This is a genomic window from Paracoccus sp. N5 (genome assembly GCF_000371965.1).
GTDB lineage: Bacteria > Pseudomonadota > Alphaproteobacteria > Rhodobacterales > Rhodobacteraceae > Paracoccus.
This window is the reverse complement of record NZ_AQUO01000001.1, coordinates 1,443,268-1,458,314: the sequence shown is the minus strand read 5'-3', so window position 1 is coordinate 1,458,314 and position 15,047 is coordinate 1,443,268. Positions and strand designations below refer to the sequence as shown.

General features: G+C 68.7%; 14 protein-coding genes. 10 read left to right on the top strand and 4 right to left on the bottom strand.

Features of this window, described 5'->3' with window-relative positions:
- Positions 1 to 71: 71 nt before the first annotated feature.
- The 3 genes from PARN5_RS0107365 to PARN5_RS0107355 all read right to left on the bottom strand — a co-directional run bounded on the left by PARN5_RS0107365 (position 72) and on the right by PARN5_RS0107355 (position 3,090).
- Positions 72 to 959, bottom strand: a complete 888-nt coding sequence (locus PARN5_RS0107365) for a hypothetical protein (RefSeq protein ID WP_017999128.1) — start codon at positions 957 to 959, stop codon at positions 72 to 74.
- 424 nt (positions 960 to 1,383) lie between these two features.
- Positions 1,384 to 2,037 (bottom strand): YggS family pyridoxal phosphate-dependent enzyme, encoded by a 654-nt coding sequence (locus PARN5_RS0107360; protein ID WP_017999127.1) that lies wholly within the window; start codon positions 2,035 to 2,037, stop codon positions 1,384 to 1,386.
- Between the two features lie 69 nt (positions 2,038 to 2,106).
- Positions 2,107 to 3,090 (bottom strand): porin, encoded by a 984-nt coding sequence (locus tag PARN5_RS0107355; protein ID WP_017999126.1) that lies wholly within the window; start codon positions 3,088 to 3,090, stop codon positions 2,107 to 2,109.
- 334 nt (positions 3,091 to 3,424) lie between these two features.
- Here PARN5_RS0107355 and PARN5_RS0107350 point away from each other — a divergent pair, with 334 nt between their 5' ends.
- The 5 genes from PARN5_RS0107350 to PARN5_RS0107330 all read left to right on the top strand — a co-directional run bounded on the left by PARN5_RS0107350 (position 3,425) and on the right by PARN5_RS0107330 (position 9,210).
- Positions 3,425 to 3,919 (top strand): DUF3576 domain-containing protein, encoded by a 495-nt coding sequence (locus PARN5_RS0107350; protein ID WP_017999125.1) that lies wholly within the window; start codon positions 3,425 to 3,427, stop codon positions 3,917 to 3,919.
- A 66-nt stretch (positions 3,920 to 3,985) separates the two neighbouring features.
- Positions 3,986 to 6,520, top strand: a complete 2,535-nt coding sequence (gene leuS / locus PARN5_RS0107345; RefSeq protein ID WP_017999124.1) for a leucine--tRNA ligase — start codon at positions 3,986 to 3,988, stop codon at positions 6,518 to 6,520.
- Positions 6,507 to 6,992 carry an LPS assembly lipoprotein LptE gene (gene lptE, locus PARN5_RS0107340; RefSeq protein WP_026155246.1) on the top strand — a complete coding sequence of 162 codons (486 nt, stop codon included), beginning with the start codon at positions 6,507 to 6,509 and terminating at the stop codon, positions 6,990 to 6,992. Before leuS ends, lptE begins: the two co-directional genes overlap by 14 nt.
- On the top strand, positions 6,989 to 8,017 hold the full coding sequence (gene holA / locus PARN5_RS0107335) for a DNA polymerase III subunit delta (RefSeq protein ID WP_017999122.1): 1,029 nt from the start codon (positions 6,989 to 6,991) through the stop codon (positions 8,015 to 8,017). The genes lptE and holA overlap by 4 nt, the downstream gene beginning before the upstream one ends.
- The gene (locus PARN5_RS0107330; RefSeq protein ID WP_017999121.1) at positions 8,017 to 9,210 is read left to right on the top strand and encodes a TIGR03862 family flavoprotein; all 1,194 of its coding nucleotides are present in this window, start codon (positions 8,017 to 8,019) and stop codon (positions 9,208 to 9,210) included. The genes holA and PARN5_RS0107330 overlap by 1 nt, the downstream gene beginning before the upstream one ends.
- Here the strand turns inward: PARN5_RS0107330 and PARN5_RS0107325 are convergent.
- Positions 9,189 to 9,776 carry a glutathione S-transferase family protein gene (locus PARN5_RS0107325; RefSeq protein ID WP_026155245.1) on the bottom strand — a complete coding sequence of 196 codons (588 nt, stop codon included), beginning with the start codon at positions 9,774 to 9,776 and terminating at the stop codon, positions 9,189 to 9,191. The genes PARN5_RS0107330 and PARN5_RS0107325 overlap by 22 nt on opposite strands.
- Before the next feature lie 135 nt (positions 9,777 to 9,911).
- Here PARN5_RS0107325 and PARN5_RS0107320 point away from each other — a divergent pair, with 135 nt between their 5' ends.
- The 5 genes from PARN5_RS0107320 (at position 9,912) to PARN5_RS0107300 (ending at position 14,956) form a co-directional block, all read left to right on the top strand.
- Entirely contained in the window at positions 9,912 to 11,168 is a 1,257-nt protein-coding gene (locus PARN5_RS0107320; RefSeq protein ID WP_017999119.1) for an MFS transporter, read from the top strand.
- An 80-nt stretch (positions 11,169 to 11,248) separates the two neighbouring features.
- Positions 11,249 to 12,070, top strand: a complete 822-nt coding sequence (locus PARN5_RS0107315; RefSeq protein WP_198289576.1) for an HAD family acid phosphatase — start codon at positions 11,249 to 11,251, stop codon at positions 12,068 to 12,070.
- Positions 12,071 to 12,127: 57 nt separating this feature from the next.
- The gene (locus tag PARN5_RS0107310) at positions 12,128 to 13,321 is read left to right on the top strand and encodes an MFS transporter (RefSeq protein ID WP_017999117.1); all 1,194 of its coding nucleotides are present in this window, start codon (positions 12,128 to 12,130) and stop codon (positions 13,319 to 13,321) included.
- Entirely contained in the window at positions 13,314 to 14,345 is a 1,032-nt protein-coding gene (locus tag PARN5_RS0107305) for a glycosyltransferase family 4 protein (RefSeq protein WP_017999116.1), read from the top strand. Before PARN5_RS0107310 ends, PARN5_RS0107305 begins: the two co-directional genes overlap by 8 nt.
- Positions 14,342 to 14,956 carry a glycosyltransferase family 29 protein gene (locus PARN5_RS0107300; RefSeq protein ID WP_017999115.1) on the top strand — a complete coding sequence of 205 codons (615 nt, stop codon included), beginning with the start codon at positions 14,342 to 14,344 and terminating at the stop codon, positions 14,954 to 14,956. The genes PARN5_RS0107305 and PARN5_RS0107300 overlap by 4 nt, the downstream gene beginning before the upstream one ends.
- The last annotated feature ends 91 nt before the right edge of the window (positions 14,957 to 15,047 follow it).

Below are 15,047 nucleotides of genomic sequence, written 5' to 3'. Positions count from 1 at the left end.
GATTCGGTCCAGAGGATGCGCGGCTATAGGCGGAATCGGCGGGAAAGGAAAGGCTTTTCTCGACCCTGCGGTCAGGCGGCGGGCCGGATCGCCGTCAGGGTGATGTCGCTGACCTGCAGCCCCTGCACCCCCAGCAGCTTGCCCACGGCCAGCCCGTCCATGCGCACCAGGGTCGAGCCGTCCGGGTGCAGGTCCAGCGTCACCTCGGGCGGGATGCCGTCGCCGTCATCCTCATAGCGCAGCTCAAGCCGGTCCTGGTCCAGGTCGAAGTCGCCGATCACCGGCACGGTCTCGCCCGGATCCTCCAGCGCCGGATCGGGGGCGCCCAGCTGGAACAGGTCCTCGCCCTCGCCGCCCTCGGCGAAATCGCCGGCGCCGGCCATCAGCGTGTCATGGCCGGCGCCGCCATGCAGCCAGGCCGCGTCGGGATGGGCCGAGCCGATCAGCAGGTCGTCGCCCTCGCCGCCGTCCAGGTCGTCGGTGCCGCGGCCGGCGACCAGCGTGTCATTGCCGGCATTGCCGGTGATCCAGTCGTCGCCCTCGCCGCCGGTCAGGCTGTCGTCACCCTCGCCGCCGAAGATCGTGTCGTCGCCGGCGCCGCCATGCACGGTGTCATGGCCGCCCTGGCCGACCAGGGAATCGTCGCCGGCGCCGCCTTCGATCGAATCGTCGCCGCCCTCGCCATAGTCGCCGTCGCCATAGATCCAGTCGGTGCCATCACCGCCCAACAGCGTGTCGTCGCCCAGGCCGCCGTGCAAATCGTCATTGCCGCCGAACCCGCTGAGCAGGTCGTCGTATTCGCTGCCGGCGAGCCAGTCCGAACCCTCGGTGCCCTCGGTCTCGACGCCCTCGGGGTCGTCGTCCGGGTCCGGCTCGACGGGGCCGGGATTGTCGGGATCTTCCTCGCCCGGCTCGGGCCGGGTCGAACTGACATCGACCGCCAGCCCGACCACGAGCATGCTCAACAGACTTCCAAGAAGCAACATGGCGGCACCAGACAACCGAATCATACAACCTTTACGGGCAGAGTAGCGGCTGACGCCTGGCTCCGCATCCTGTTTGTTAAGAGAGGGTTAATTCCACGCCGCCGCCGTCGCCAATGCGGCCATGGCGCGGGCGCGGCCCGGTCCGGCAACCGCCTCTCGGGAAGCCTTGAACGCAGAGCGCGGCGGATGCTGGCGCAGGGCCATCGAGCGCCGCCGGGCGAGCCGATTCGCCGACCGCGTGCGTCCAGACCCATGCGCGGGTCCGGATCTCGCAGCGCAATCGTTTCGGCGCTGGAGAGCGTTCCCGGGAGGCGCTGGCAATGCAACCGCGCGGGCCGCATATGCAGGCCAATGAGCCGCGGAAAGCCGCGCTCGCGTTGGCGGCAGATGAGGCAGCTCAGCCGTAGTCGCGCGCGCCGAAGATCGCGCTGCCGACGCGGACATGGGTGGCGCCCTCGGCAATGGCGGTTTCGAAATCGGCGCTCATGCCCATCGAGAGGCTGCTTAGCCCGTTCCGCACCGCGATGGCGCGCAGCGCGCGGAAATGCGGGGTGGCGTCCTGATCCTCGGGCGGGATGCACATCAGGCCCTGCACGTCCAGGTCCAGCGCCCGGCAGTCCGCGATGAACCCGTCCGCCTCGTCGGGCAGGATGCCGGCCTTTTGCGGCTCGGCGCCGGTGTTCACCTGCACGAAAAGCTGCGGACAGCACCCGACGCCCTGCACCTGCCGCGCCAGCTTCTGCGCCAGCGAGGGGCGGTCGAGCGTATGGATGGCGTCGAAAAGCTGCAGCGCCGGCTTCAGCTTGTTGGTCTGCAAGGGGCCGATCATGTGCAACTGGCCCCCCGGGAAGCGGTCGCGCCAGGCGGGCCATTTGCCCGCCGCCTCCTGCACGTAATTCTCGCCGAAGACGCGGTGGCCGGCGGCCAGCACGGCCTCGACCCGCTCGGGCGGTTGCACCTTGCTGACGGCGATCAGCGTCACCGCGCCCGGTGCGCGCCCGGCGGCGGATTCGGCCGCGGCGATGCGGCGCCTGATGTCATTCAGTCCCATGGGCGGCATGATTCGCAAAAGAAAAGAGCGGGCGCAAGGCCCGCTCTTCCACATTCCGGTTCCGACGGATCAGAACGAGAACTTGACGCCCATGTCGAGCACGGTGTCGTCCAGGTAGTCGGTGTCGATGATGCCACCGGCCAGAACGGCGCCGCCGCCCAGGTCGTAGTCGGCACCGATGCCGAACGAGTCGTATTCTTCGTCCACGCCGGCAACTTCGAACTCGTCACGACGCCAGAAGCCTTTCACAGCGATCGCGTCCATCTGGTAGGTCGCGCCCAGACCATAGGTCTTGGCATCGGCATCGGCGATCGAGTCGATGCTGTAGTCCATGTACACGCCTTTGATGGCGAAGTTGTTGAACTTGCCTTCGGCAGCCAGACCGATTTCGCTGTCGTCGCCGTTGTCCGAGTAGGACAGCGCGGCCCAGAAGTTCGAGCCTTCGTATTTCGCAGCGACCGACCAGGCGGTGTCGGCGGTGTCGATTTGATCGCCGTCCAGGTCGAACACGTCCGAGCGACCGACCACGCCCGGGCCGGCAACGTTCGAGCCGTCGGTGGCCGAGGCGTAGAACGAGATGTTGTTGACGGTGTATTCGTACAGGATCGTCGGGCCTTGGTCTTCGTTGGCACCGTCGCCGACCAGGAAGCTGATCTCTTCGACGTCGCCACCGAATTCACCCTCGGTGTAACCGACTTCCGGCAGGTCGCCGATCGCGGCTTCCGCGGCGCCGACAACGTCACCCATCGACAGCTTGCCATAGGTGCCCGAAATCCAGACGGCGCCGGCGGTGCCGCGGGCGGCCGAACGCTCGGAACCGGTGTTGCCAGCGGTGTAGTCGCTTTCGTGGTCGGTGCGGAACGAACCACCGAACGACAGGCCGGCATCCGATTCACCGGTCAGGGTGAAGGTCACGCGGGCGCGGCTCGAGAACTGCGCGTCGTTGCCGTCATAGATCACACCCATGCGGCCGTCGCCCGAAACGGCGACTTCGGCAGCGGCAACACCGGCGGTCATGACCAGCGCGGTGGTGGCGAAAAGAACCTTTTTCATGGTTTTCCCTCTTGTCTCTCTCGTGTGCCCCAGCCAGAGAACCGACCGAGGTATAGCCAGTTGTGTCGCCCTTTCCCCCCTGCATTGCAACGGAATCGCATCGGCTTAGCCCGTTTCGGACCTGCTGTGATGCACAAGGGCCACAGTCCGTTGCAGCCCGGGCAAGCACGCCTGCAAGGCCGCGCCGGTACGGTTTTTGCCACCCCTACGCGCGCGTGCCATATCACCCGCCTTCCGGTCCGCGACACGACCCGGCGGGTGGCGGCGCGGCCTCTCTTGTGGCAAGGGGCGGAATTGCGCTATGGCTCGGCCAAGACGATCCGGGGGACACCAGATGACCAGACGCGCCGCACGGCTGACCGCCGCCCTGCTTCTTTCGGCCGGGCTTGCCGCTTGTTCCGGCGGCGGCTCGGGCTCGGCCGGATCCGCGACCTCGGGGCCGGGCGGGAACCGGCAGGCGCAGGCCGCGCAGCCGCAGCGGCAATCGACGATCTGGGACCTGTTCTCGAATCGCCGCAATCCGAACGACACGGTCGCGGTGAACAAGTATCTGTGGAACGCCAGCCTGGAAGTGCTGAACTTCCTGCCGATCCAGTCCATCGACCCGTTTACCGGCGTGATCGTCACCGGCTACGGCACGCCGCCCGGCGGCGGGCGGTCCTATCGCGCCACGGTCAATATCACCGACCCGGCGCTGGATGCCCGCGCGCTGAAGCTGTCCTTGCAGGGCGCCGGCGGCGCGGCGGTCGCCCCCGACACCGTGCGCGCGGTCGAGGACGCGATCCTGACCCGCGCCCGGCAGATGCGCGTCCGGGACGGCAAGCTCTAAGCCTTCTGGACCTGCGCACGCGCAAGGGATATGACCCTGCGGGCAATCTGACGCCCGGAGGTTTCCATGCCCTATGATCCCGCAATCAGCGAGCCGCGCTGGCAAAAGGCGTGGGACGACGCGGAGACCTTCCGCGCGGTGCGGGACGAGCGGCCCAAGTATTACGTGCTCGAGATGTTTCCCTATCCCTCGGGGCGCATCCACATGGGCCATGTGCGCAACTACACGATGGGCGACGTGGTGGCGCGGTTCAAGCGCGCGCAAGGCTTTTCCGTGCTGCACCCGATGGGCTGGGACGCCTTCGGCATGCCGGCCGAGAACGCGGCGATGGAGCAGGGCGGCCATCCGCGCGACTGGACCTATGGCAATATCGCCACCATGCGCGGCCAGCTGAAGCCCTTGGGCCTGTCGATCGACTGGAGCCGCGAATTCGCCACCTGCGACGACGCCTATGTCGCCCAGCAGCAGGCGCTGTTCCTGGACATGCTGGAAGCCGGGCTCATCACCCGCAAGTCGGCGCAGGTGAACTGGGATCCGGTCGACATGACCGTGCTGGCCAACGAGCAGGTGATCGACGGCAAGGGCTGGCGATCCGGCGCCACGGTCGAGCGCAAGGAGCTGACGCAGTGGTTCTTCAAGATCTCGGATTACTCGGACGAGCTCTTGTCGGCGCTGGACGGGCTGGAGGGCTGGCCGGAAAAGGTGCGGCTGATGCAGGCGAACTGGATCGGCAAGTCGCGCGGGCTGCAATTCCGCTTTGACACCGTCGGTCTGCCCGATTTCCCGCAGATCGAGGTCTATACCACCCGCCCCGACACGCTGATGGGCGCCAGCTTCGTCGCGCTGTCGCCGGATCACCCGCTGGTCAAGGCGCTGGCCGCCAAGGATGCGGCCGTCGCGGCTTTCGTCGAGGAATGCCGCAAGATCGGCACCACCGAGGAAGCCATCGAGACCGCGCCGAAGCTGGGCTTCGACACCGGGCTGACCGTGCGCCACCCGCTGGACCCGGACTGGCAGCTGCCGATCTGGATCGCGAATTTCGTGCTGATGGATTACGGCACCGGCGCGATCTTCGGCTCTCCGGCGCATGACGAGCGCGACCATGAGTTTGCCTCGAAATACGGCCTGCCGATCCGCGCCACCTTCGGCGAGAAGGGCATGACGCTGGAACAGGCCGATGCGCTGGTCGCCAAGGCACCCTTCGTGCCGCTGAAATCCGAAACCGTGACCTATGTGCGCGGCTTTGCCGGCGCGGCCGACCAGACCGGCGAGGCCGCGGTGGATGCCGCCATCGCCCATGCCGAGGCCAAGGGCTATGGCGAGGGCGTGACGAAATTCCGCCTGCGCGACTGGGGCATTTCGCGGCAGCGTTACTGGGGCTGCCCGATCCCGGTGGTGCATTGCGAGGCCTGCGGCACCGTGCCCGAGGCCAAGGCGAATCTGCCGGTGCTGCTGCCGCAGGACGTCAGCTTCGACGTGCCCGGCAACCCGCTGAACCGGCATCCGACCTGGGCCGCAACCACCTGCCCGCAATGCGGCGGCGCGGCCCGGCGCGAGACGGATACGATGGACACCTTCGTCGATTCGTCCTGGTATTACGCCCGTTTCACCTCGCCCCACGCGACGACGCCGACCGACCGGGCCGAGACCGACTACTGGATGAACGTGGACCAGTATATCGGTGGCATCGAGCACGCGATCCTGCACCTGCTCTATTCGCGCTTCTTCGCCCGCGCCATGGTCAAGACCGGCCACCTGCCCGAAAGCGCCAGGGAGCCCTTCGACGCGCTGTTCACCCAAGGCATGGTCACGCATGAGATCTACATGACCCGGGACGAGCGCGGCCGCCCGGTCTATCATCTGCCCGAGGACGTGACGGACGGCAAGCTGGCCGACGGCACGGCGGTCGAGATCATCCCCTCGGCCAAGATGTCGAAATCCAAGAAGAACGTCGTCGATCCGGTCAATATCGTCGCCAATTTCGGCGCCGATACTGCGCGCTGGTTCATGCTCTCGGACAGCCCGCCCGAGCGGGACGTGGAATGGACCGCCGCCGGGGCCGAGGCCGCGAACCGCTTCCTCGCCCGGGTCTGGCGGCTGGCCGACGAGATCCCCGAGGGCGGCGACGACCCCGATCTGCTGCGCGCCGCGCATCGCGCCATCGACGAGGTGACGAAATCCATCGAGGGCTTCGCCTTCAACAAGGCCGTGGCCAAGCTTTACGAGCTTGCGAACGCCATCGGTAAGTCGAAGGCCGGCGGCGAGCCTCGCCGCGCAGCGCTGCGCATCCTGGCGCAACTGCTGGCGCCGATGGTGCCGCACCTGGCCGAGGAGGTCTGGGCCAAGGCCGGCGGCGAGGACATGGTCGTCGATGCGCCCTGGCCCAAGGCGGACCCGGCGCTGCTGGTCTCGGATTCGGTGGTGCTGCCGATCCAGATCAACGGCAAGCGCCGGGCCGAGATCGAGGTGCCGAAGGACATGCCCAAGGATCAGATCGAGGCGCTGGTCATGGCCGACGAAACCGTGCTGCGCTTCATGGAGGGCGCGCCGGTCAAGAAGCTGATCGTGGTGCCGGGGCGGATCGTCAATGTCGTGGTCTAGGCGCAGCGTGATCCTAGCCGCCTTGGCGCTGGCCGCCTGCGGCTTTTCCCCGGTCTATGGGCCCGAGGGCGTGGGCGGCAAGCTGTTCGGCCAGGTCCGCACCGCCGATCCCAAGACCCCGGACGATTTCAGCTTTGCCGGCCGCATCGCCGAGCAGCTGGGGCCGGACAGCAACCCGCGCTTCGCGCTGGATTACCGGCTGCGCATCGCCGTGGTGCCGCAGGCCATCACCCCGGACGAGATCACCACGCGCTATGCGCTGAACGGCAGCGCGGATTTCGTGCTGACCGAATCGGGTTCGGGCAAGGTGGTGACGCGGGGACAGGTCAGCAGCTTTACCTCGTATTCCACCACCGGCACCACCATCGCCACCATGGCCGCCGAGCAGGACGCGCATGAGCGGCTGGCGCGGATGCTGGCCGACCAGGTGGTGACGCGGCTGATGGCCGTGGACCCGGCCGCAGTTCCGTGATCCTGAAGGGCGCCGAGATCGGACGCTACTTGGCGCGGCCCGACCCGACGCGGCCGGCGCTGCTGATCCATGGCCAGGATGCCATGCGCGTGGCGCTGAAGCGGGCCGAGGCGGTCAAGGCGCTGGTCGGACCCGGCGCCGAGGAAGAGATGCGCCTGACCCGCATCCCCGGCGCCGACCTGCGCAAGGACCCGGCGGCGCTGCTGGACGCGGTCAAGGCGGTCGGCTTCTTTCCCGGCCAGCGCGTGGTGCTGGTCGACGACACGCCCGACGCGGCAGCGCCGGCGGTGGCCTCGGCGCTGGGGGAGTGGCGCGCGGGCGATGCGGTGATCGTAGTGGCGGCGGGGGCCTTGGGGAAATCCTCGGCGCTGCGCAAGCTCTTCGAGCCGCATCCGACGGCGGTGACCGCACCGATCTATGACGATCCGCCCGGCGAGGAGGAAGTCGAGCGCTGGCTGCGCGACGCGGGCCTGCGCGAGGTGCCGCGCGACGCCATGCGCGACCTGATGGCGCTGTCGCGCGCGCTGGATCCCGGCGATTTCCGCCAGACGGTCGAGAAGATCGGGCTTTACAAGCACGGCGACGACAGTCCCCTGCGCCCGGCCGAGATCGCGCTGCTGGCCCCCGCCACCATCGAGGCCGAGGTGGACGAGTTGATCGACTGCGTCGCCGAGGGCCGGGCGCGCGAGTTCGGCGCGCTGATGCGGCGCATCGAGGGCCAGGGCACGGCGCCGGTGACGCTGTGCATCGCGGCGCTGCGGCATTTCCGGGCCCTGCATGCCGGTGCTTCGGACCCCGGCGGGCCGGGCGCGGGCATGGCGCGGCTGCGGCCGCCGGTCTTTGGCCCGCGCCGCGACCGCATGATCCGGCAGGCGCAGGACTGGGGCATGCGGGCGCTGGAGGACGCGATCCACCAGCTGATCGAGACCGACCTGCAACTGCGGTCCTCGTCCAAGGCGCCGGCGATGGCGGTGATGGAGCGGATGCTGCTGCGGCTCTGCATGATGCCGCGCGGCGGGCGCTGATGCAGGCGCTGGTGATCGGCGCCGGACCGGCCGGGCTGATGGCGGCCGAAGTGCTGGCTGGGCAGGGCGTCCGGGTGGTGGTGGCCGAGGCGATGCCGACCCCGGCGCGCAAGTTCCTGATGGCGGGGAAATCCGGGCTGAACCTGACCAGGGCCGAACCCTTCGCGGATTTTGCGGCGCATTATGGGGGCTCTGCCCCCGTCCTGCGGACTCCCCCGGGGTATTTGCAGAGCAAAGAAATCGGGCCCGAGGCGGTGATGGCCTGGGCGCGCGGGTTGGGGATGGAGCTGTTCACCGGCTCGACCGGGCGGGTGTTCCCGGTCGGGATGAAGGCCTCGCCGCTGCTGCGGGCCTGGCTGGCGCGGCTGGCGGGCGCGGGCGTCGCGCTGCGGACGCGCTGGCGCTGGAGCGGGTTTGACGGCGATGGCTGGCGCTTCGATGTGCCGGGCGGGGTTCAGGTCCTGCGGCCGCAGGTGGTGGTGCTGGCGCTTGGCGGGGCGAGCTGGCCGCGGCTGGGATCGGACGCGGCCTGGGTGCCGTGGCTCGCGGCGCGGGGCGTTGCGGTGGCGCCGTTCCGGCCGGCGAACATGGGCTTTCGCGTCGGCTGGTCGGCGCAGATGGCGCGGCATTTCGGCCAGGCGGTCAAGGGCGTGGCGCTGCATGTCGGTGGCCAGGTCGGACGCGGCGAATGGGTGGTCACCCGGCATGGCATCGAGGGCGGCGGCGTCTATGAACTCGCGGCCTCGATGCGGGACGGGGCCGAGGCCTTCGTCGATCTGGCGCCCGACCTGGCCATCGAGGAACTGGCGCGGCGTTTCGCCAGGGCGCCGGCGAAGCTGTCGGTGGGCAACCGGCTGCGGCGGGTGCTGGGCGATCCCCTGCGGGCGGCGCTGCTGCTGGAATGGGGCCAGCCGCTGCCCAATGATCCCGAGCGGCTGGCGGCGCACGCCAAGGCGCTGCGGCTGCGCCACGACGGGCCGATGGGGCTGGAGCGGGCGATTTCGTCAGCCGGGGGTATCACCGGCGCGAGCCTGACCGAGCGGCTGGAGCTGCGCGCCCTGCCCGGCGTCTTTGCCGCTGGCGAGATGCTGGACTGGGAGGCGCCGACCGGTGGCTATCTGCTGACCGGCTGCCTGGCCACCGGGCGGCTGGCGGGCTTCGGAGCCGCCGCCTATCTGGCCGAAGCGCGCTGAAAGCCCGGCCGCGCCCGCATCCGCTCCAGGTAATCCGTCAGCCGGTGTTCGACGATCGGAAAGCGCGCCGTCAGCGCCCAGGTCAGGCAATGCGCCAGGATGATGTCGGGCACGGTCATGCGCTCGCCCATCAGGAAGCCGTCCTCGGCCATGCGATGCACCAGCGTCTTCTGGCTGCGTTCGAATTCCCAGCGCAGCGTGTTCTTGATCGCCGCAAGCCGCATCTCCTCGGGCAGGATGAAGCTGTGCCGCGCCGCGAGCCACAGCGCCGCGTCGAATTCGTCCAGCACGAATTGCGTCAGGCTGTCCTGGCGCGCCCGGTCCAGCGTGCCGGCCGGGTGGGTCAGCGCGCCGTGCTTGTCGGCGAGATAGGTCAGGATCGCGGTCGAATCGGTGATCGGCGTGCCATCCGCCACCAGCACCGGCACCTTGCCGGCCGGATTGAAGGGCGTGACCCTTTCGCTATGCGGGTTCACCGCCAGGTGGTCGTAGGGCTGGCCCAGTTCCTCGAGCATCCACAGCACGCGCAGGGCGCGGCTTTGCGCGGTTCCAATGACTTGATACATGGCGGCCTTTTCGCGATCCCGGAACTTCACCATCCCTGATCCAAGCCTATCGCCCGCCGGCCCGCCAGGCAATGAGCGGCATTGACGCCGCGCGCGGCCCGGCGCAGGAATGGCGGGCTGCAAAGGGGGGGCGCCATGTCCGCAAGCACATCCGCAAGCGCGCGCGCGCCGCTCTTCACCGCCGTCCTGGTCGGGGGATCCATCATCCTGCTGATCAACTTCGCGCTGCGCGCCAGCTTCGGCGTCTTCCAGATCCCCATCGCGCAGGAATTCGACTGGCCGCGCGCCGAGTTCAGCCTGGCCATCGCCATCCAGAACCTGGCCTGGGGCATCGGCCAGCCGATCTTCGGCGCCCTGGCCGAACGCTGGGGCGACCGCTGGTCGGTCATCATCGGCGCCTTTCTGTATTCCGCCGGGCTGATCCTGACCGCCTATGCCAGCGACCCGCTGACCATGCAGCTTCTGGAGGTGATGGTCGGGTTCGGCATCGCCGGCACCGGCTTCGGCGTCATCCTGGCGGTGATCGGCCGCGCCGCCAGCGACGAGAATCGCAGCCTGGCGCTGGGGATCGGCACCGCCGCCGGCTCGGCCGGGCAGGTCTTCGGCGCGCCCCTGGCCGAGATCCTGCTGCTGCAATACCCGTGGCAGTCGGTGTTCGTGATCTTCGGCGTCATCGTCTTGGCCTGCCTGTTCTTCCTGCCGCTGCTGGGCGGCGGCAAGCCCGCCAGCCGCAGCGAGCTGGAAGAGAGCATGGGCGCGGTCTTGAAGCGCGCCTTCACCGACCCGTCCTATCTGATGATCTTCGCCGGCTTCTTTTCCTGCGGCTACCAGCTCGCCTTCATCACCGCGCATTTCCCGGCCATGGTGACCGAGATGTGCGGCCCGATCGCGCCGGGCGGCATGCTGGCCGGGATCGGCATCACCACCACCTCGACGCTGGGCGCGGCCGCCATCTCGCTGATCGGGCTGGCGAATATCGCCGGCTCGATCTTCGCCGGCTGGCTCGGCAAGCGCTATAGCAAGAAATACCTGCTGGCCGGGATCTATACCCTGCGCACCATCGCCGCCGCCGCCTTCATCCTGATGCCGATCACGCCCGGCAGCGTCATCGTCTTCTCGCTGGTCATGGGGGCGCTTTGGCTGGCGACGGTGCCGCTGACCTCCGGCCTCGTCGCCTATATCTACGGGCTGCGCTACATGGGCACGCTTTACGGCTTCGTGTTCCTGAGCCACCAGCTCGGCTCGTTCCTGGGCGTCTGGCTGGGCGGCAAGATGTATGACATCCATGGCGATTATACCCTGGTCTGGTGGGTCGGCGTCGGCGTCGGCGCCTTCAGCGCGCTGATCCACCTGCCGGTGCGCGAGGCGCCGGCCCGGCTGGCGGCGGCCTGATTTTGTTTGACGGGTCAATCAACAAAAATTAGCCTCTCCGGTCAGGCGCAGAAAGCGCCGTCATGAACGGGGAGTTTTCCATGTCTCATCCTCTTGCCCGCCTGGTGCCGGGCGTGCTGTCCCTTGCCCTGCTGGCCCCCACCCTGCTGACTCCGGCCGCCATGGCGCAGGACGCCGTGTCCCAGGACACCATGGCGCAGGACGCGGCCACGACGCCGCAATGCCAGGTCCGCGAATTCGCCATGGGCCTGCGCTATCAGCAGCAATCGGCCGAGGTGCGGGCCCTGCAATTGCAGGCCTATGCGCTGGCCAAGGCCAATCTGGAAGCCGCCATCGCCAAGGCCGAGGATCCGGGGAAGCTGGCCATTGTCACCGACCTGGACGAAACCGCCATCGACAACAGCGCGCTTCTGGTGCGCGACATGCAGGAATGCCACGTCTACGACACCTGGGACACCTGGGGCGATTGGGAGCTGAAGGGCCATCCGACCCCGATCCCCGGCGCGCTGGCGTTCTTCGATTTCGCCGACAAAGCGGGCGTGGCGATCTATTACATCTCGGACCGGTTCAGCGAGCCCGAGAACAAGGCCGCGACCATCGCCACGCTGAAGGAGCTGGGCTTCCCGCAGGTCCGAGATGACAACGTGCTGCTTTACGGTCCCTCCAAGGCCGAGCGCCGCGCCGTGGCCGCCAAGGATCACCAGATCGTGCTGCTGCTGGGCGACACGCTGGCCGATTTCGACGCCGCCTTCCGCAAGGTGCCGCTGGACGTGAAGCGCGGCGAGGTCGACAAGAACGCCGCCCATTTCGGCGCCGACTGGATCGTCTTCCCGAATGCCACCTATGGCGACTGGAGCGAGGCGCCGTTGCAGGCCTGGGACTCGCCCCTGGTCACGCAATAAGGCCGGGTTGAACTTTCCGGCGGCGTGACGCAGCTTCGCCGGCGCAAAGGGGGAACCATGCGCTGGATCATGTCGCCGGGACTGATGTCCCTCGTGCTGGGCTATACGCTCAGCCAGTTCTATCGCGCCTGTCTCGCGGTGCTGTCGCCGACGCTGCATGCCGAGCTCGCGGCGGGGCCGGCCGATCTCGCGCTGTCCTCGGGGCTTTGGTACATCGCCTTTGCCGCCATGCAGATCCCGGTCGGCTGGGCGCTGGACCGCTGGGGCCCGCGCGAGACCGTCTCGGTGCTGCTGGCGCTGGGGGGCGGTGGCGGGGCGGCGGTCTTTGCCCTGGCGCAGGCGCCCTGGCACCTGCATGTCGCCATGGCGCTGTTGGGTGTCGGCTGCGCGCCGGTGATGATGGGCAGCTTCTTCATCTTTGCCCGCACCCTGCCCCCCGCCTCGATGAGCGCGGCGGGCGGCGCGGTGGTCGGGCTGGGCTCGCTTGGCAACATGCTGGGCGCCGCGCCGCTGGTCTGGGTGGTCAACGGCATCGGCTGGCGCGAGACGCTGGCCATCCTGGCGCTGATCACCCTGGCGGTCTCGGCCACGATCTACGCCTGCGTCAAGAACCCGCCCCGACCCGAGGGCACGCATCCCATCGGCTCGCTGCGCGCCCTGCTGAAGGTGCGCGAGCTCTGGGCGATCCTGCCGCTCCTGGGCATCACCTATGCCGCCTCGGCCTGCATCCGCGGACTCTGGGCCGGGCCCTACCTGGCCGAGGTCTTTGGCGCCAGCGACTACCTGATCGGCTGGGTGACGCTGGGCATGGGGCTGGCGATGGTCACGGCGAACCTGTCGGTGGGGCGGGCGGTGCGGCTGCTCGGCTCGGACAAGCGCACCTCGCTGGCGAACACGCTGCTGCTTTGCGCGGTGCTGGCAAGCCTGTGGCTGGCGCCCGGGCTCAGCCTGGGGCTGTCCTCGGTGCTGCTGGTCATGGTCTGCATCTCGGACAGCAACTATTCTCTGATCATGTCGCATGGCCGGGCCTTTCTGCCGCCGCATCTGGTCGGACGCGGCATCACCTTCATGAACATGATCTCGATCTCGGGCGTGGGGGTGATGCAGTTCCTGTCGCGGCCGGTGTATCTTTCGGCCTCGGCCAGCCAGCCGCCAGCCACGGCTTACGGTTACATCTTCCTGTTCTTCCTGATACCGCTGGTCATCGGATTGCTTGTCTATCTGTTCAGTCCCGAGGATCGCCATGGCTGAGATCGAGGTCGTCGCCCCCAACCTGAAGCGCCGCCTGTCGGGCGTCACGGCGACTGTGGTGCGGCTGATCCCGGTGCAGGCGCGGATGATCGGCATCGTCACCACCGGGCCGGGGCTGCCCCCCGCGCTGCCGCATATCCCGCTGCGCCGCGCCGCCACCCTGCCCCGCGATCGCTGGCGGGTCTGGCACGCCCGCCGCAATACCGAGATGGCGCTGGGACTGGTTCTGCGCCGGATCTTGCGACGCAAATACAAATTGTTGTTTACATCGGCCGCGCAAAGACAACATACGGGGTTCACCCGCTGGCTGATCCGGCAACAGGACGCGCTGATCGCCACCTCGCCGCAAGCCGCGAGCTATCTGGAACGCCCGGCGGCGGTGATCCTGCACGGCGTCGATCTATCGGTCTTTCACCCCGCCCCCGACCGCGCGGTGCTGCGGGCCGAACTGGGCTTTGCGCCCGAGGACATCGTCATCGGCTGCTTCGGCCGCGTTCGGGCGCAGAAGGGCGTGGACCTGCTGGTCGAGGCAGCGCTGCGCCTGTTCCCAACCCGGCCGCGCGCCCGGCTGATCTTCACCGGCCGCGTCACCGCCGACAACCAGGCGTTCACCGACGATCTGCGATCCCGCATCGCCGCCGCCGGCCTGTCGGACCGCATCCGGTTCCTGGGCGAAGTGCCGTGGGAGCAGGTCGTGCGCAACTACCAAGCCATCGACCTGTTCGCCGCCCCGGCGCGGTGGGAGGGCTTCGGCCTGACCCCGCTGGAGGCCGCGGCCTGCGGCGTTCCCACCGTCGCCGCCCGCGTCGGCGCCTATGAGACGCTGATCCGCGACGGCGAGACCGGCAGCCTGGTCGCGCGCGAGGACGTGGACGCGCTGACCGATGCTCTGGCGCGTTGGCTCGACGACGACGCCGGCCGCCAGGCCGCTGGCCAAGCCGCCCGCGCCCATGTCGCCGCAAACCACGCCATCGAGGGCGAGGCCCGCGCCATCGTCGAGGTCTATCGCAGGCTGCTGGCGTGACCCGCCTCGGCTTCCTGATCGCCCGCACTCTGCGCGACGAATCCGCGCTGCAGCGCCTGTCGGTGCCGCAATCCGCGCTGCTGGCGGATCTTGCGGGCAAGCGCATCGCGCTGATCGGCAATGCCCGCGCGCTGGCACAGACCGATCACGGCGCCGCCATCGACGCGGCCGACCTGGTGATCCGCATCAACCGCGCGCCGATGCCCGCGGCCGCCAGCCACGGCACCCGCACCGACTGGCTGGCGCTGGCCACGCGCCTGTCCGACGCGGACCGCAGCCGCATCGCCCCCGCCCGCATCCTGTGGATGTCGCCCAAGCGCAAGCGGCTGGACTGGCGGACGGCGACCGGCCCCGGCTTCTACCTGCATCCGCTGGCCGACTATCGCGCGCTGAAGGACCGGCTGGGCGCCCCGCCCACCACCGGCGCCATGATGATCGACCTGATCGCGCGGTCCGACATGGCGCGGCTCGACCTCTACGGCTTCGATTTCTTCGCCTCGCTGTCGCTGTCGGGCCGGCGAAGCGCCGAACAGGTTCCCCATGATTTTTCAGGGGAATCCCGCTGGGTCCAGGAACTGGAACGGGCAGATCGCCGGATCCATCGGCATTAAGCCGATATTTCGCCATATCATCAGTCGTTTCGCCGAAATCTCGCTTTCCCTTTCCGGGGAATCGCCCTATATCGCGGCGTCCTTTAGAAGG